Below are 17,377 nucleotides of genomic sequence, written 5' to 3'. Positions count from 1 at the left end.
CCGTAATGGGTCTATGATTGAACTTGTCTCCGCCCAAACCTATCACTGCCGCCGGGGCAGCGTGACCAACGCCTTTCGCTATGGGGTCGACTACGTGTTGACGGACATGACACAGGCTGTTGCGCCACTGTTGTCGCGCAACAGCTTCAATTTGTTCTCGCTACACGACCATCATCATGGTGGACCACGTGGACAGGGGCAGGGGGTGGGCTGGTTTCGCAACGAACTGCATCAGCGCGGCTTCCCGGTTGAACAGGCGCAACTCCTGCTTTTGACCCAGCCGAGCTTTTTGTGGTTTCATTTCAACCCTGTGAGCTTTTGGATTGCGCTAGTCGATGGCACGCCGCGCGCCTTCATTGCGGAGGTGAACAACACCTTTGGCCATCGCCATTGCTATTTTTGCGCCCATTCCGATTTTCGCGCCATCGCGCGATCAGACCAGATTGAGGCAGAAAAACTGATGCATGTGTCGCCGTTTCAGCAGGTCGCTGGCCGGTATCTCTTTACCTTTGATATGACGGATCGCGCCTTCAACATCCGCATTTCATATGAACATGGGGATCAGGGTGTTCTGGCTACCTTGAATGGATTGAGGACCCCGGCAACACCTGGGGCCTTGGCCAGGGTGGCCATCCGTCGTCCGTTGGGGGCGGTGCGCGTTGTGGCACTGATTTATTGGCAGGCCTTGAAGCTCTGGCTCAAGGGCGCACCGTTTTTGCGCAAACCCAAACCACCCAAGCCGCTGGTTTCCGACGGTAAGACGTCGCGTTTCGGATCATGAGTCCGCTGGAGGGGAAGAGGTATTGGGTGATTGGCGCAAGCGAAGGGCTGGGCCGGGAGATTGCCAAAGGTCTGGTTGATGCCGGGGCGCATGTGGTTCTTTCCGCCAGATCAGGCCGAGGGTTGCAACAGCTCGCTTGGACTCTTGGAGCCGCAAGGCCGCTGGTGATGGACGTGACCGATGCGGTCTCAGTTGCGGATGCGGTGAAAAACCTCGGCCCGATTGACGGTATAGTCTACAACGCGGGCACCTATGCCCCCCTGCGCAGCCAGGCGTGGAATAGCCAAGCAGCCCTGGACATGCTGGATGTGAATTTTTCCGGAGCGGTGCGGGTTCTGGGTCATATCCTGCCTGAATTTGTCGCAAAGGAGAGCGGCGATATCACATTGATTGGATCGCTGGCCGGGTACCAGGGATTGCCCGCAGCAGTTGGTTATGGCGCAAGCAAAGCAGCGCTGATCAGCCTGGCAGAGACCATGCGCCACGATTTGAGAGGCAGCGGTGTGACTGTTCGGATCGTCAATCCCGGCTTTATAAAAACCCGTCTGACTGACAAGAACGATTTTACAATGCCGCAGCTGATGCCAGCAGAGGTGGCTGCGCAACATGTGCTTCGGGCGATGCAACAGCGGCGGTTTCGCACTGATTTTCCACGGCCCTTTTGCTGGGCAATCAAGGCTTTGACACTGCTGCCCGATTGGCTGGTCTATCGCGGTAAATAGGTCGGCCCCACCATTGTGCGCACTCAATGCAGTGTCTTGATGTGGAAACATGTCAGTTGCGGGCACTTGCGGCGACGGTGCGGGCGGAGCTTATATGCGGAAAAAGGGTTGCAGCAGTCGCGGCATAAAGGCGTTGAACCGCAGTGGTGCATCCGTTGCTGCCAGGCAAATACAGGCATCCCCTGCATCCGCTATTGGGGTGTGTTCCAGGTCTTCATCAGCGATTTCAACATCACCAGCGCCATAGCGTCCGGTTTCATCACTAAAGCTCCCTTGCAGAACCAGTGTCAGCTCCAGCCCGTTGTGGCTATGGTCGGGAACCGCTTGCCCTGCCGGGATGTACAATAACCGGACCGACCCCGTTTTTGTTGCAGACAGGATGCTTTGCCTGACCCCCATGCCGAGCGTTTTCCAGCGCGGTGATCGGCCTTTCAAGGCCGCCATGACCGGACCCGGATAGATATCCCGCGCGTCGTATATCGGTTCTGGTCGCACGGGATCATCAAGCCGCGCCATAACATTGGACTTCAAGCCGTCAGTCACCGCAACATTGTCACCGCGCTCCAGCAATGCCCCGCCCAGCGTTTGATGTGCACCATGCGCCGCGCGGCAGTCCGCACAAAGCGAAATATGGGTTGCGACAACCATTGCAAAAGGGTGAGGCAGAGTGCCAGAGACATAGGCTGCCATCATGGGATCTGGAATATGGTGTGTGATTGCAGACATCTAGCGCAACCCCTTCAGTTCTTTGCGCAAACGGTTAAGGCCCAGGCGAATACGTGATTTTACAGTGCCCAGTGGCAGTCCGGTTTGAATGCTGATTTCCTGATGCGTGAGATCCCCCATATAGGCTTTCTCGATCATCTCTTTTTGATCAGGCTGCAGCAGGCCCAAGGCGCTTTTGAGCTGTTCGGCCTCTTGGCCCAAAGCCAGGATTTGGCTGGCATCCGGTTCTGACCCGGGGTCCTGCGCCAACTCATCAGGCACAGGCCGGTTTTCCTTGCGGATTATATCTATCTGCCGATTTCGCGCGATTTGATAAATCCAGGCCGAGGCCTGGGCGCGGTGGGGATCGAACATCGCCGCCTTGCGCCAAACTGTCAGCATCACATCCTGAACAATTTCTTCTGCTTGGGCTGCGCTGGTACCACTACGCATGATAAATCCCTTGAGCCGAGGCGCAAAGTAGTCGAACAGCCCGCCAAAGGCATCGCGGTCCCGGTGATCCCGCACCGCGACAAGCCAGACCGTCAGTTGAGACATTGGCTGCTCTTGTCGCGGCACGGCTCTTCCTGTTCTGAGCGACCCCTTTTTTGCGGGGCCAGCAGAGTGATGTTCTAATACTAACTCGACCATAGCAAGACTACGGGTCGGTGCAAATTTTGGATCACCCAATGAGGAAAAAACTTCAGGGGCGGCATGCGTGGGGGGGCTTTGGCCAAAGAGGCAGAGATTCCAAGCGCTCGCCCCGCTGAGCAACGATCCGCGTTTACCTATGCCACCTGCGACGGTATCCAACACAAGTCGCGAAACGCTTTGCGGGGCCTCTGCGTATGTCTGTTGCACCGCCACAGGCCCCGGATTGCCTGCCGAATTCGCGGTTAGGTTTTGACAGGAAGGGAAATCCGCATAAAGGCGCTCATCGGGTCTGCGCTATACCCTTCAATCGGCGGGCAATAGGCGTAGCCCAGGCGTTCATATAGGGCACGGGCGGCGTCATATTCCGGGCATAGCGACGATCCTGTCTCAAGCACCAGCGCAGAAAACCCTGCCTCTGCAGCCTGGCTTGCCAGATGATCCATCAGCCGTTGTGCCAAACCGCGGCCCCGTGCGGCTTTGCTGACAAAAACAGATTTCACCTCTGCCGTACCATCCCGCAGCGCTTTGAAAGCACCACAGCCCAGGGCTGTTTCATCCTCAAAGGCTGCAAAGAACTGTACCGCCGGGTGGCTTAGCTCTGCGACACCTAAGGTATGGTCGCTTTCTGCAGAGGTTGCAGCTGCGCCATGGCTTTGACTGCCCTCAATCAAAGAGCGCAGCGAAGGAAGCGTTGGGTCTGTTTTACGGATTTCCATCCGATCGGGGGTCCGTCAGTGGGTCCAGGGAACGCGCCGGTTGGTGGCGAAGTTTTCACCATAGCCCCCGTTGCGGATATTGGCCTTGCGCGCCTTTGGCTCGATCACTTCGGCGTCAATGCCGTGGTCCTGAGCATATTCCAGCGCGGCCTCTTTGCTGTCAAACCGCAGGCGGACCTGGCTTTGCGTATCAGAGGAAGAGGTCCAGCCCATCAGAGGATCGACTTCGCGTGCACTTGCCTGGGCGTAGTCCAATACCCATTTGCGGGTCTTGGCCATTCCGGATGTCATGGCGTTTCGGGCTGGCCGGTAAATCCGCGCTCGCATATGGGCTCTCCTGGTGACTCGACGTGGCGCATTTATGCGCCCAATTGACCTTTGCCACAAGGTGACAAATCCCGTGCATTCAACAGGTTTTGCACCGCAGCAACAGGCCCGCGCCCGAAATTGCAACAAATGCCCCTTGAACAAGAACAAAAACAGATCAAAATCAGCGCGACTCACAGGAGAGCCGGATGCCCTACGCCCATTCAGACAAATCCGAAGCCAGAATGCCAGATCAGCAGTCTGTGCATATGGTGGAACGGGATGCCGTCCAGCGCCCCAAGCTGGAAGGGGGCAAGGCCTTTGTCATGCAGACTGAGTTCTCGCCAGCCGGGGACCAGCCCACCGCAATTGCGGAGCTTAGCGCCGGGGTAAAGGAGGGCGAGCGCAATCAGGTGCTGCTGGGGGCCACCGGCACCGGCAAAACCTTTACCATGGCCAAGGTCATCGAAGAGACCCAGCGCCCGGCGATCATTCTGGCCCCGAACAAGACCCTGGCGGCGCAGCTCTATGGCGAATTCAAAGGCTTCTTTCCCGACAACGCGGTGGAATACTTTGTCTCCTTCTACGACTACTACCAGCCCGAGGCCTATGTGGCGCGCTCGGATACCTTCATCGAGAAAGAAAGCCAGATCAACGAACAGATCGACCGGATGCGCCATTCGGCCACCCGTGCCCTCTTGGAACGTGACGATGTCATCATCATCGCCTCGGTCAGCTGTATCTACGGGATCGGCTCGGTTGAGACCTATTCGGCGATGACCCAGGATCTGAAGGTCGGTGAGGAATACGACCAGCGCCAGGTGATGGCGGATCTGGTGGCGCAGCAGTACAAACGCAACGATCAGGCCTTCCAGCGCGGGTCATTCCGGGTGCGGGGCGACACGCTGGAGATCTTTCCCGCCCACCTGGAGGATCGCGCCTGGAAACTGTCCTTCTTTGGCGAGGAGCTGGAGGCAATCACCGAGTTTGACCCGCTAACAGGTGAGCGGACCGGGGCCTTTGAACAGATCCGCGTCTATGCGAACTCTCACTATGTGACGCCAAAACCAACACTTAATCAGGCGGTTATTTCGATCAAGGAAGAGCTGAAGCGGCGGCTGGATCAATTCAACGGTGAGGGCAAACTGCTGGAGGCACAGCGCCTGGAACAGCGCTGCAACTTTGATATCGAGATGCTGGAGGCCACCGGCCATTGCAACGGTATCGAAAACTACTCGCGCTATCTGACCGGCCGTGGCCCGGGTGAGCCACCGCCAACCCTGTTTGAGTTCATCCCCGACAATGCCATTGTCTTTGCCGATGAAAGCCATGTCTCGGTGCCGCAGATTGGCGGCATGTACAAAGGCGACTTTCGGCGTAAATCCACCCTGGCGGAACATGGCTTTCGGCTGCCCTCCTGCATGGACAACCGGCCGCTCAAGTTTGAGGAATGGGACGCGATGCGGCCGCAATCGGTCTTTGTCTCGGCAACGCCTGCGTCCTGGGAAATGGAGCAGGCGGGCGGTGTCTTCACCGAGCAGGTGATCCGCCCCACCGGCCTGCTGGAGCCAGAGATCGAGATCCGCCCGGTCAAGATGCAGGTGGATGACCTGCTGGATGAAGTCCGCAAGGTGACTGAGAACGGCATGCGCACGCTGGTCACCACGCTGACCAAACGCATGGCCGAGGATCTGACCGAATATCTGCACGAACAGGGCATCAAGGTGCGCTATATGCATTCGGATATCGACACGCTGGAGCGGATCGAAATCCTGCGCGACTTGCGTCTTGGCGCGTTTGACGTGCTGATTGGCATCAACCTGCTACGCGAGGGGCTGGATATTCCCGAATGCGGTCTTGTGGCTATTCTGGACGCCGATAAAGAAGGCTTCCTGCGCTCCGAGACCTCACTGGTGCAGACCATTGGCCGCGCCGCGCGCAACGCCGAAGGTCGCGTTATCATGTATGCCGATAGGATCACCGGCTCGATGGAGCGCGCCCTGAGCGAGACCAATCGGCGCCGTGAAAAGCAGGTCGCCTATAATCTGGAACACGGCATCACACCGGCCACCGTGAAAAAGAACGTCGAGGATGTTCTGGCGGGGCTGTATCAGGGCGATGTCGACATGAACCGCGTCACCGCCAGCATCGACAAGCCGATGCATGGCGCCAACCTTGAAGCCCATCTGGCAGGGCTGCGCGACGAGATGCGCAAGGCTGCCGAAAATCTGGAATTCGAAGAAGCCGCCCGCCTGCGCGACGAGGTGAAGCGGCTGGAGGCGGTGGATCTGGTCGTGTCGGACGATCCAATGGCGCGGCAGTATGCGGTGGAGAAGGCTTCTGAGGCGGCAGTGAAAACACGCGGTCGCTCCAGCGCGGGCAAGGCGGGCACGCGGGCCTATCGGGGCAAGTCGCAAAAGAAGTTCTCCTGACGGTATTTTGCAGGGTATTATTGCGGGGTGGTTTTCCGGTGGGAAGGTCAGGCGCTGCCTGTACTGTGGGCCCCTGTACTGTGGGCCCCTGTACTGTGGATCCCGTATTGTAGGCCCCGTATTGTAGGCCTGGGAGCGACAAAGCCCGAAAGGAAAAAGCAAGGTGAAGGGACGCGCATGACCGTTGCGGTAATCCTCGGGGCTGCTGTGCAAAGTGATGGCACCCCCTCTCCAACTCTGCGGCGACGGGCGTTGCATGCCGTCGAGATGTTCCGGCAGGGACGGGTCACCCATGTAATTTGCTGTGGCGGACTGGGGCGGTTCCCGCCGCGCGAGGCAGAAGTCATGCGGCGGATTTGTCGTGAAGAAGGGGTGCCTGATGCTGCAATCCTGCTGGAAGATCAGTCTCATACCACCTTGGAAAACCTGGGCAATATTCGCCCTATACTGGCTGATCTGGACCAGCCGGAGATCTTGATTGTGACCGATGGCTATCACAAATGGCGGGCGCTGCTGACGGCGCGCCATTTTGGCTTTGGGGCGCAGGTCGCTTGCCCTGCAATGTCGGGGACTGCAGGGCGCAGAGTGGTGAAATCCTGGCTGCGAGAAATTCCGGCGCTGATCTACTATCTGTGGCGCCTGCGCGGTTCAGACCGGGGACAGCCTAGCGGGTAACGGTGACGCGCACGTAGTCGTGTTTGCCGCCGTCATAGACCTGGACCCGCACCATGACACCGCCGCGAACGATGTCCCGCCCGGCTGAAGCAGAGATAGACCCGTGCTGGATCATACGTTCCATCACGGCGCGATTGCTTTTGTCCTTGAAAATCGGATCCCACTCATCGCCGGGCTGCGAAATGCCAAAGCGGTGATAGTTGGCCCGGTCCTGGCGCAGGATCTGCCAGGGCTCGCTCAGCCGCGCACCTTTGGAATTATGCAGGTCATCGCGCCCGATAAAGGCCACATAATCGGCCAACAGGTCATCGGCCATCGCCAGGGGAGCGGAAAGAGCCAGCGCCGCAACGGCTCCAAGTAGCGTTTGTGCAAGTTTCATCCCAAAATCCTCCAGTCAAATATGGCGCATATGTTTGAGGAAACCACCGCCCAGAACAAGCGAAACTTGATGCCAAAGGCTGCGACACGCTGGCCCTTTTTTTGGCAGATCAGATGTCGGGACAGGGCTGCGCCCCCAGTCCTACCAGAGAGCCCCTGCCAGACGGCCCCCGCCAGACGGCCCCTGTCAGGCCGCCTTTGTCAGGCCCCCCGCGTCAATCCGCCATCCAGGCGCAGATTCTGAGCCGTCATAAAGCTGCCCTGCTCGGAGGCCAGCCAGAAAATCAACGAGCGGATCTCTTCGGTGCGGCCATAGCGGCCCATCGGCATGGGTGACCGGCGCTTTTTGGTCTCGGGCAGGCAGTCGACAAAGCCGGGCAGGATGTCGTTCATACGCAGGTTTTGGGCGCCACTTGGGGCCGAGATGCAGGGGGGCGGGATCAGGCCTGACGCATTTCGGCCAGTTGCTTTAGAATATGGGTGAAGTTCTCGATACCCTGGGCGCCGCTGACCAGATGTTTCTGATCAAAAATCACTGCAGGCACGCCGTTAATGTCCTGGCTACGCCAGAAATTCTGCACCTCCCGCACAGGGGCTGCAAAACGCTGATCCTGCAGCACGGCCAGGGCTTGGTCCCGGTCCAACCCGATCTCTGCGGCAATATCGGCCAGCACAGAGACGTCCGACAGATCGCGCTGGTGGGTGAAATGGGCGGAGAACAGCGCCTGTTTCAAATCATGCTTGCGGTTTTGGGTCTCGGCCCAGTGCAGCAGTTGGTGGGCGTTAAAGGTATTGTGCATCCGCATCTCGGGAACAAACTGGAAGTCAAATCCCAGATCATCGCCCAGTTTGGTAATCTGGGCGCGGTTCTGCTCGGATTGCGCGGGGGTGGCGCCGTATTTCTCGGCGAGATGTTCCCGCAGGTTCTGACCCTCGGCGGGCATGTCGGGGTTCAGCTCAAAGGGGTGCCAGTGCAGCTCATAGTCTGTGTCGGTGGCCTGCAGCGCTGAAGCAAGCTGGCGATAGCCAATGATGCACCAGGGGCACATCACGTCTGAAACCACGTCGATACGCAGCGGGGTGGGGCTTTGGGCTGTTGGGTGTGCCGATGCGCTGTCTTGCGTGTTCATGCGGGGATCCTTTTGTGCGGCTGCCGAAGGTCAGCTTTGGGGCGCCTTTGTTGTGAGGCAATGCCCTTGGCATTTTGCGGCGACTGGCGGGCGTTGTTTTGTGCGGCCAAGATATGCCGCGAGGGGGCGAAGTTCCATAGGAGGCGCGCGGGATCACTGCAATTTGAAAGTTGTCGCTGTGTTTTTCCAAATAAAAACCGCGCGGGCCGGGGCCTGCGCGGTTTTGTAGATGGGCTATTGTGATCGGGCTAGAAATCGTCCCAGCCGACAGCCGCTGGCAGCGCTGATGAGGAGGTGTCTTCGGCGAAGAAATCATCCTCGGGTTCGTGGAACTGGCTATGTGCTGCCGGAGCAGGAGCCGGAGAGGCCGACCGCAGGGGAGTGACAGCCCGGTTTTCGCCGGTCTTGAAGACCGCAACCTGTTTGGCCAGCTCACTTGCATCGTTGCGCAGGATCTGGCTGGCAGCGGTGCTTTCTTCGACCATGGCAGCATTGTGCTGGGTCACGTGATCCAGTTGCGAAACGCCGGTGTTGATCTCAAGCAGTGTGGTGGACTGTTCGCTGGCGCCCTGGGCGATCTCGGCCACATGGTTGGAGATGGTGCCAACGCGACTGATGATGCTTTCCAATTCGCTGCCGGCCTTGCCGACCAGATCCACACCTTTGGCAACATGCTGCGAGCTTTCGGAGATCAATTGCTTGATTTCCTGTGCCGCATCAGAAGACCGCTGCGCCAGAGCACGAACCTCGGAGGCAACCACCGCAAACCCACGTCCGGCTTCGCCTGCCCGGGCGGCTTCAACCCCGGCATTCAGCGCCAGAAGATTGGTCTGGAAGGAGATGTCGTCAATCACCGAGATGATCTGCGAAATCTGGTTCGAAGAGGTTTCGATCTCGGACATTGCATTGACCGCATCGGTTACAACCTGACCGCTTTGCTTGGCGCCGCTCTGGGCTTTCTCAACGATGACTTCGACCTGTTTTGCCCCCTCTGCTGCGGATTTCACGCTCACGGTGAGCTGTTCCATCGCGGCGGCGGTTTCTTCCAGAGTGGCCGCTTGGCTTTCGGTCCGTTGCGACAGATCGCTGGAGGATTGGCTGATCTCTTCTGCACTGGCGCGGATCCGGGTGGTGCTTTCCACAACCGCATTCATAATCCCGACCAATGTAGACAACGTGGTGTTATAGTTGGTGCGCAGGCTTTCGTATTCGCCCTCGAATGGCGTATTGATGGCTTTGGTAAGATCACCTTCCGACATGCTTTGCAGGGCCTGGTTCAGCCGCTCTACCACATGTTTCTGAGCTTCCTGAGCTTTCTGGCGTTCTTCTTCAACCGCCTGTGCCGCCGTGAGCTGGGTCTTCAAATTGTCGATGGTGCGGGCGATGGCGCCCATTTCGTCACGTCGGTCCAGCAGCGGAACCGGTTGCGTATAATCGCCATCCGCAATCACATCGATGGTCGCGCCGACAGTTTTCAGCGGTTGCGACAGGATTCTGCGCAGGGCAATAACAGAGAGCAGACACATGATGACAAAGGCGGTGCCTGCAAAGATATGCGTCATTGTCTGACCGGGGGCAGCCTCGGCAAAGGCGCGTTCGGGGGACCAGATCATTGCAATGGACCCAACAAGTACGTCAGCATTGGCCCCAGCCATGGCAGGTGCCGCGATAAAGAAACCGTCCGGGCTGACTTCCAACTGACCGGATTCCGCAGAGGCAATGCCCAAAAGGGTCAGCGTTTCGATATCTGCTTCACTGGCTTCGCCTGCGGAGGCGATGGCTTTGCCCTTGCTGTTTATGGCTGCACCAAACATGGCACGCCCGTCGGAGAGTTCCAGGATGTTGGCGATATCCGCCGAGAGGCGATCAGCGTCGCCAAAGCGAATTGAGCCACCGCTGCGGGCGGCCACTGTTATGGTGACGCCATTGCCAAGGGTATGTACACCCTTTTCGACGGCGGCCTTAAAGGTGGCGTCGGTCCTGACCATTAGAGCGCCAGATACCACCAGAGTGGTCGCGGCAATCAGCAAACAGCACTTCATGAAGACTGACATGCCTTTGAATAGAGGGATCGAGGGTATGCGGGCTTTCATTTTTTTACCTTCATAAATAACATTCGCTAAGCTGTTTGCTGGTGAGACTTTACATTAGGGAGTCAGCGTCGACGCCGACGGTCATCGCACCAATTGCGGCACCAGTTTCCGCATCAACGATGGTCAGGGAAATCTGGGCTTGATATCGGCGGCTGGATTCATCCAATTCAACTTCGCCAAAATGGACGGCATCCGAGCCAACGCTATAGGTCATCTGAAATTTGGCTTCGTCACCCTGCCACATGTCAGATGTAGCGCTGGAGGCGGCGACATTCAGACCCTGTGCATCCATGACAAAGACCTCGGTGATCCGGCCGCCTGAGGCTTCAACCTGAGCACGCAGGAACTCTGCAGCGTCATTGTTCAGCACGTCGTTGATCAAAGCTGATCCATCGGTGCCAACTTCAGCGCGCCATTGGGTGTCCAGGGCGTCGACATCGGCTTGACCCAATCCATTTGTTTCCTGGTTTTGGCTGGATATAGCCTCGACCAGCACCGGGTTTTGAGCCCAGCTGCGGATATTGGTTTCAAGATAGTTGTCCATCGCCACCTGATAGTCAGTAGCAACAGCGGGCAGGGCTATTAGGGCAAAAAAAGATGAAACCATAAGAGTACGCATTGGATGCTCCTCAGCATTGTTCGTCCAGAAAGGGTCGTTAAAGAGTATGGTTTGTGGCTTACCGAGGTCTTAACTGATCAAGGCAGGGCGGGCTGGGCAGGTCTGGAAGGGGCAAGAGGCATGGCCCTCGTGCAGGAATGGTCTTTTATGAAAGCTGCCTTTTCCCAAGATTTAATATGGCGACAAAGTTTTAAGCATTTGATTTTGCGTTGTTTTGTTGCCGCATGGAGCGCGTTTTTTGGCGCTGTTATGCTGTGGCGAGGTGCGGTATTTGCACAAAAATTAGAGACATTTCTTTGTACTTTGCACTGTTCTTGCACCCGAAATTGGGGACTTTGCCAAAAAATACATACATCTTAGGGGGGTGTTTCTTGATTGAGAAACCCTAGAAAGGGCAGAATCGGTTTGAACACCCGCGACCGTTTGAGCCTGTCTTGAACGGTTTTACCAAAATGCGGCTTGTGGCACGGATAAGAAAACCTGTGTGGTCAGGCTATCTGTGTGGCCAGGCCAGGGGGCCGGCCATCCTGCCTGCCCATCCAGTGACCACCCTGCCTGCCCATCCCACCCGACGATCCTACCTGTCCAATCTCTCTGATCAGCGTGCAAGACATCGTACTCTGATTGCGTCTGGTCGGGTCTCGGCCCTATGGTCACAGGATGATAGAACTCAGAGATTTACAGTTGTTGACGGCTCTTGCCCGGCACAAGCATTTTGCCAAGGCGGCCAAAGACTGCGGCATGTCGCAGCCGGCCTTCTCCATGCGCATTCGCAACCTGGAGGAAAAGCTGGGACTTTCGATTGTACGGCGGGGCAATCGGTTCCAGGGGCTGACCAGTGAAGGCGAGATGATCGTGCGCCGGGCGCGCGGGATTTTGGACGACGCCAAGGCGCTGGAGCAAGAGGTGGCAGCCTCGCGGGGGCAAGTGACCGGAACTCTGATGATGGGAGTGGTGCCCACAGCAACCGCTTTTGCGGCCCAAGTGGTGAACCGCTTGCACGAGGTGCATCCACGTGTCTTGGTCCATATTGATGTCACCACCTCCATGGCGATCCAGCAGCGGATCCTGGATGGCACCATCGACGCGGGTGTGACCTATAGCGACAGCGTGCCACCGGGATTGGTCACAATCACCCATCTGTATGAAGAAAGCTATGTGCTGCTGGCCCCGGAGGCCATGGTGGCGCATCTGGGCGATAGCATCAGCTGGCAGGCCGCCGCCGCTCTGCCGCTCAGCCTGCTGGAACCGGGGATGCAGAACCGACGTATTCTTGACCGTATCTTTGCGGGTCTGGCGGTCAAGCCCGAAGTGATGTCCGAATCCAGTGGCTTTATGTCGGCGATCATCATGGCGCGCCAAGGCGCGGTGGCCACCATTTTGCCGCGCGCCCTGGCGGAGGCTTTGGGCGAGATCACCGGCACCCGTGCGCTTGACCTGGTGGAGGCTGGTGACATGGAAACCCAGGCCCGTCCGATCTGTCTTGCCTGTCTGCAGCGCACGCCGGAGCTGACCACAGTTGCCTCTTTGCGCCGCGTTGTTGCCGCCTTTGTGCAATAAGCTTTCGTTATTGCGCATTCCACACATTCAATTTGACGATATGATTTCCTGATGACATCTGCCGAGAAAAGGCACGTGCGAATTTTTGGAGGTCAGCGTGGCACCATTGGACAATAGCAAGGGCGTCTGGAAATCCGGCAAAGGCAAGGGGCGCAAAACCCCCAAGGGCCGCCAGCTGGATGATCAGGCACATAGCGAGGTTCTGGCACTTATCGGTGATCGGCCCCGTGACCGGGACTTGTTGATCGAGTTTTTGCACCTGATTCAGGATGCCTATGGCCATCTCAGCGCTGCGCATATCCGTGCGCTTGCGGAAGAGATGCGCACTGGCCAGGCAGAGATCTACGAGGTGGCCTCGTTCTATGCCCATTTTGATGTGGTCAAGGAAGGCGAGACACCTCCGCCCGCGCTGACCATCCGGGTCTGCGATTCCCTGTCCTGCGAACTGGCCGGCGCCCAGCAGCTGCAAAAGGCACTGGCAGACGGGCTGGATACATCACAGGTACGTGTGCTGCGCGCCCCCTGCATGGGCCGTTGCGACACCGCGCCAGTGCTGGAAATCGGCCATAACCACATCGACCACGCCACCGTCGAAAAGGTGCAGGCCGCAATTGCAGCAGATGATACCCACGCGCATGTCCCCGCATATGAAACCTTTGCAGCCTACGAGGCCGAAGGCGGCTATGCGGTGCTGAAAGACCTGCGTGCCAACGGGGATTGGGAAGCGGTTCAGGCCAAGATCAAAGAGGCCGGCCTGCGTGGCCTTGGCGGCGCGGGGTTCCCCTCGGGCACCAAATGGGGCTTTGTGCGCGCCAATGCAGGCCCCCGCTATCTGGCGGTCAACGGTGACGAGGGCGAGCCGGGCACCTTCAAGGACCGCTACTATCTGGAGCGCACCCCACATGTCTTCCTTGAAGGCATGCTGATGGCGGCCTGGGCGGTCGAGGCGGAAAAAGCCTTTATCTACATGCGCGACGAATATCCGGCGGTGCTGGCGATCCTGGCAACCGAGATCAAGGCGCTGGAACAGGCAGGCCTTGTCGAGCCCGGCTACATTGATCTGCGCCGTGGTGCGGGGGCCTATATCTGCGGCGAAGAGAGCGCCATGATCGAGTCCATTGAGGGCAAACGCGGCGAGCCACGTCATCGCCCGCCCTTTGTGGCGCAGGTGGGTATCTTTGGCCGGCCAACGCTCGTGCATAACGTCGAGACCCTGTACTGGGTCTGCAAGATCAACCGCGAAGGCCCCGAGTGCCTGAATTCGGTTGAAAAGAACGGCCGCAAGGGACTGCGCAGCTATTCGGTATCCGGTCGGGTCAAGAACCCGGGCGTACATCTGCTGCCAGCGGGCTCCACGATCACGGATATCATTGCGGCCTGTGGCGGCGTGCTCGACGGACACGCCTTTAAGGCCTATCAGCCAGGTGGCCCCTCTTCGGGTCTGTTGCCTGCTTCCATGCATGATGTGCCCTTGGATTTTGATACCCTGCAGCCCCATGGCACCTTCATTGGCTCCGCCGCTGTTGTGGTTCTGTCAGATCAGGATTCTGCCCGCGATGCGGCGCTGAACATGCTGCGCTTCTTTGAAGACGAAAGCTGCGGCCAGTGCACCCCCTGCCGGGTAGGCTGCGAAAAAGCCGTCAAACTGATGGGCGAAAAGAAATGGGACCAGGGCCTGCTGGAAGAGCTCAGCGCCGCGATGGTTGATACCTCGATCTGCGGTCTGGGCCAGGCTGCCCCGAATCCCATCCGTCTGACCATCAAACACTTCCCCGAGGAGGTCTGAGCCATGTCTGAGCAAATAACCTTTACCCTTGATGGCGAACAGGTCACCGCCGAGGTCGGCCTGACCATCTGGGAAGTCGCCAATGGCCGGGGTTTGAAAATTCCGCATCTGTGCCACAAGCCACAACCGGGCTATCGCCCTGACGGGAACTGTCGGGCCTGCATGGTCGAGATCGAGGGCGAGCGCACATTGGCTGCGTCCTGCATTCGCGAACCCAGCGCAGGCATGGTGGTCACCACCAATAACGCCCGCGCGACCAGCGCCCGCAAAATGGTGATGGAGCTGCTTGTCGCGGACCAGCCCAAGCAGGAAGAGGCGCATGACAAGTCCTCGCATCTGTGGGATATGGCGGCGCTCAACGGGGTTTCCGAGTCGCGCTTCCCCAAGCTGGAAGAGGGCCGGATTCCGCTGCTTGACGACAGCCATGTGGCGATGAGCGTCAACCTGGACGCCTGTATTTCCTGCGGGCTTTGTGTGCGAGCCTGCCGCGAAGTTCAGGTCAATGACGTGATCGGCATGGCCGGCCGTGGCCATGACGCCTATCCAACCTTTGATATCGCGGATCCCATGGGCGGCTCGTCCTGCGTGGCCTGCGGTGAATGTGTGCAGGCCTGCCCCACAGGGGCGCTGATGCCCGCCGCCGTGCTGGATGATCAGGGTGTTGGCGACCTGCAGGACTATGATTCCGCGACCGAAAGCGTCTGCCCCTTCTGTGGTGTGGGCTGCAAGGTCAGCCTCAAGGTCAAGGATGGCAAGGTCAAACATGTGGAGGGCATCAACGGTCCCGCCAATGAGGGGCGGCTCTGTGTCAAAGGCCGCTTTGGCTTTGACTACATTCACCACCCGCACCGCCTGACCAAACCGCTGATCCGCCGCGATGATGCCCCCGCCAAGGGGCTGAACGTCGATCCCGGTGATCTGGCGACCCATTTCCGCGAAGCCAGCTGGGATGAAGCCATGGAGTTGGCAGGCACCCGCCTGAAAGCCCTGCGCGACGAAGACCCCAAATCGGTTGCCGGGTTTGGCTCGGCCAAATGTACCAACGAAGAGGCCTATCTCTTCCAGAAGTTCATCCGCCAGGGCTTCAAGCACAACAACGTCGACCACTGTACCCGGCTCTGCCATGCCTCGTCAGTTACGGCGCTGATCGAAAACGTTGGTTCAGGCGCGGTGACTGCGACCTTCAACGAGATTGAAAACGCCGATGTGGCCATCATCATCGGCTCCAACCCGATCGAGAACCACCCGGTCGCGGCGACCTATTTCAAACAGTTCACCAAACGTGGTGGCAAGCTGATTGTGATGGATCCGCGCGGCGTCGGCATGCGTCGCTACGCGACCGAGATGCTGCAATTCCGCCCTGGTGCGGATGTGTCGATGTTGAACGCAATCATGCATGTCATCGTCGAAGAAGAGCTCTACGATGCCGACTACATCAAGCTGCGTACTGAAAACTGGGAGGCCGAGAAGGCCCACCTGAAAGACTTCACCCCGGAAAAGATGTCCGAGATCTGCGGCATCGCGCCAGAACAGCTGCGCCGCACCGCGCGTCTTTTTGCGCAGGCGAATGCGGGCATGATTTTCTGGGGCATGGGGGTTTCCCAGCATATCCACGGAACCGACAATTCACGCTGCCTGATCAGCCTGGCGCTGATGACCGGCAACGTCGGCAAACCGGGCGCTGGTCTGCACCCGCTGCGGGGGCAGAACAACGTGCAGGGCGCCTCTGATGCGGGGCTGATCCCGATGTTCCTGCCGGACTATCAGTCGGTCACGGATGACGGCATCCGCAAAAGCTTTACCGATGTCTGGGGCGGTGGCGATTTCTCGAATGAGAAGGGCCTCACCGTGACCGAGATCGTTGATCAGGCCTATGCGGGCAACATCAAGGGCATGTATATCCAGGGTGAAAACCCGGCCATGTCCGACCCTGATGCCGATCACGCCCGCGAGGCTTTTGCCAAACTGGAGCTGATGATCGTGCAGGATATCTTCCTGACGGAAACGGCAAACTTTGCCGATATCATCCTGCCAGCCTCGGCGCTTTATGAAAAGAACGGCACCGTCTCCAACACCAACCGTCAGGTGCAGCGGGTCCGTCCCGCCGTGGCGCCTCCGGGGGAGGCGCGCGAGGATTGGAAAGTCACCGTTGAGCTGGCACAGCGCATTGGCCTGCCCTGGGCCTACGACGATGTGTCCGAAGTCTTTGCCGAGATGAAGCTCAACATGAAGTCGCTCGACAATATCACCTGGGAGCGTCTGGAGACCGAGACCATCACCTATCCGTCGCTGCATGCGACCGACCCTGGTCAGGCGATTGTCTTTGGCGATGGTTTCCCCCGGGTTGACGGGCGGGCGCGGTTCACGCCAGCCAGCGTGATTGCCCCGGATGAGGCCCCGGATGCGGAGTATCCGATGATCATGACCACAGGGCGGCAGCTGGAGCATTGGCATACCGGCTCGATGACCCGGCGCTCGCTGGTGCTGGACGCGGTCGAACCCGAAGCAAACTGCTCGCTGCATCCCAAAACGCTGCGCGCTCTGGGGGTGGAGCCTGGGGAAATGGTCCTGCTGTCAACGCGTCGTGGCTCGATTGAGATCATGGCCCGTGCAGATCGCGCCATCGCCGAGGATATGGTTTTTGTTCCCTTCGCCTATGTCGAGGCGGCAGCCAATATCCTCACCAACCCGGCGCTGGACCCCTACGGAAAGATCCCGGAGTTCAAATTTGCGGCGGTGAGAATCGAAAAGGTCGAAGGCCAGATCGCAGCACAATAGCGGGCGTTTTCCTGCACCACATAGAATTGGGCGCGACATCTT

General features: G+C 58.6%; 17 protein-coding genes. 8 read left to right on the top strand and 9 right to left on the bottom strand.

The annotated features are described in order from the left end of the window. Positions 1–13: 13 nt before the first annotated feature. Both ARCT_RS0117575 and ARCT_RS0117570 read left to right on the top strand, forming a co-directional pair. The gene (locus ARCT_RS0117575; protein ID WP_027241241.1) at positions 14–781 is read left to right on the top strand and encodes a DUF1365 domain-containing protein; all 768 of its coding nucleotides are present in this window, start codon (positions 14–16) and stop codon (positions 779–781) included. Then, positions 778–1,503 (top strand): SDR family NAD(P)-dependent oxidoreductase, encoded by a 726-nt coding sequence (locus ARCT_RS0117570; RefSeq protein ID WP_027241240.1) that lies wholly within the window; start codon positions 778–780, stop codon positions 1,501–1,503. Before ARCT_RS0117575 ends, ARCT_RS0117570 begins: the two co-directional genes overlap by 4 nt. A 90-nt stretch (positions 1,504–1,593) precedes the next feature. On the opposite strand, the gene ARCT_RS0117565 is transcribed toward ARCT_RS0117570, so the two are convergent. From ARCT_RS0117565 to ARCT_RS0117550, 4 genes are all read right to left on the bottom strand, one after another. Beyond that, positions 1,594–2,229, bottom strand: a complete 636-nt coding sequence (locus ARCT_RS0117565) for a ChrR family anti-sigma-E factor (protein WP_027241239.1) — start codon at positions 2,227–2,229, stop codon at positions 1,594–1,596. Beyond that, positions 2,230–2,766 carry a sigma-70 family RNA polymerase sigma factor gene (locus ARCT_RS0117560; protein ID WP_036785098.1) on the bottom strand — a complete coding sequence of 179 codons (537 nt, stop codon included), beginning with the start codon at positions 2,764–2,766 and terminating at the stop codon, positions 2,230–2,232. Between the two features lie 338 nt (positions 2,767–3,104). Beyond that, entirely contained in the window at positions 3,105–3,578 is a 474-nt protein-coding gene (locus ARCT_RS0117555) for a GNAT family N-acetyltransferase (RefSeq protein ID WP_027241237.1), read from the bottom strand. 15 nt (positions 3,579–3,593) lie between these two features. Further along, positions 3,594–3,905 carry an ETC complex I subunit gene (locus ARCT_RS0117550; RefSeq protein ID WP_027241236.1) on the bottom strand — a complete coding sequence of 104 codons (312 nt, stop codon included), beginning with the start codon at positions 3,903–3,905 and terminating at the stop codon, positions 3,594–3,596. A gap of 188 nt (positions 3,906–4,093) precedes the next feature. On the opposite strand from ARCT_RS0117550, the gene uvrB reads away from it, so the two are divergent. Both uvrB and ARCT_RS0117540 read left to right on the top strand, forming a co-directional pair. Continuing rightward, on the top strand, positions 4,094–6,316 hold the full coding sequence (uvrB, locus tag ARCT_RS0117545) for an excinuclease ABC subunit UvrB (protein ID WP_027241235.1): 2,223 nt from the start codon (positions 4,094–4,096) through the stop codon (positions 6,314–6,316). 177 nt (positions 6,317–6,493) lie between these two features. Next, on the top strand, positions 6,494–6,991 hold the full coding sequence (locus ARCT_RS0117540) for a YdcF family protein (protein ID WP_027241234.1): 498 nt from the start codon (positions 6,494–6,496) through the stop codon (positions 6,989–6,991). On the opposite strand, the gene ARCT_RS0117535 is transcribed toward ARCT_RS0117540, so the two are convergent. From ARCT_RS0117535 to ARCT_RS0117515, 5 genes are all read right to left on the bottom strand, one after another. After that, the gene (locus ARCT_RS0117535) at positions 6,981–7,370 is read right to left on the bottom strand and encodes a hypothetical protein (protein ID WP_027241233.1); all 390 of its coding nucleotides are present in this window, start codon (positions 7,368–7,370) and stop codon (positions 6,981–6,983) included. The genes ARCT_RS0117540 and ARCT_RS0117535 overlap by 11 nt on opposite strands. Positions 7,371–7,570: 200 nt before the next feature. Further along, positions 7,571–7,768, bottom strand: a complete 198-nt coding sequence (locus ARCT_RS0117530) for an SDR family oxidoreductase (protein WP_322786447.1) — start codon at positions 7,766–7,768, stop codon at positions 7,571–7,573. A 41-nt stretch (positions 7,769–7,809) separates the two neighbouring features. Next, entirely contained in the window at positions 7,810–8,499 is a 690-nt protein-coding gene (locus ARCT_RS0117525; protein WP_027241231.1) for a DsbA family oxidoreductase, read from the bottom strand. Positions 8,500–8,747: 248 nt separating this feature from the next. Then, complete coding sequence (locus ARCT_RS0117520) at positions 8,748–10,592, bottom strand: methyl-accepting chemotaxis protein (RefSeq protein WP_027241230.1); 1,845 nt, start codon at positions 10,590–10,592, stop codon at positions 8,748–8,750. Between the two features lie 49 nt (positions 10,593–10,641). Beyond that, on the bottom strand, positions 10,642–11,211 hold the full coding sequence (locus tag ARCT_RS0117515) for a hypothetical protein (protein WP_027241229.1): 570 nt from the start codon (positions 11,209–11,211) through the stop codon (positions 10,642–10,644). Positions 11,212–11,214: 3 nt separating this feature from the next. On the opposite strand from ARCT_RS0117515, the gene ARCT_RS28085 reads away from it, so the two are divergent. The 4 genes from ARCT_RS28085 (at position 11,215) to fdhF (ending at position 17,335) form a co-directional block, all read left to right on the top strand. After that, positions 11,215–11,571, top strand: a complete 357-nt coding sequence (locus ARCT_RS28085) for a hypothetical protein (RefSeq protein ID WP_154665389.1) — start codon at positions 11,215–11,217, stop codon at positions 11,569–11,571. A gap of 300 nt (positions 11,572–11,871) precedes the next feature. Then, positions 11,872–12,771 carry a LysR family transcriptional regulator gene (locus ARCT_RS0117510; RefSeq protein WP_027241228.1) on the top strand — a complete coding sequence of 300 codons (900 nt, stop codon included), beginning with the start codon at positions 11,872–11,874 and terminating at the stop codon, positions 12,769–12,771. Positions 12,772–12,868: 97 nt separating this feature from the next. Beyond that, on the top strand, positions 12,869–14,557 hold the full coding sequence (locus ARCT_RS0117505) for an NAD(P)H-dependent oxidoreductase subunit E (protein ID WP_027241227.1): 1,689 nt from the start codon (positions 12,869–12,871) through the stop codon (positions 14,555–14,557). Positions 14,558–14,560: 3 nt separating this feature from the next. Beyond that, the gene (gene fdhF / locus ARCT_RS0117500; protein ID WP_027241226.1) at positions 14,561–17,335 is read left to right on the top strand and encodes a formate dehydrogenase subunit alpha; all 2,775 of its coding nucleotides are present in this window, start codon (positions 14,561–14,563) and stop codon (positions 17,333–17,335) included. Positions 17,336–17,377 lie beyond the last annotated feature (42 nt).

Source organism: Pseudophaeobacter arcticus DSM 23566, assembly GCF_000473205.1.
Classification (GTDB): domain Bacteria; phylum Pseudomonadota; class Alphaproteobacteria; order Rhodobacterales; family Rhodobacteraceae; genus Pseudophaeobacter; species Pseudophaeobacter arcticus.
Note: the sequence above shows the minus strand (reverse complement) of the source record. Positions and strands in the feature narration are given on the sequence as shown.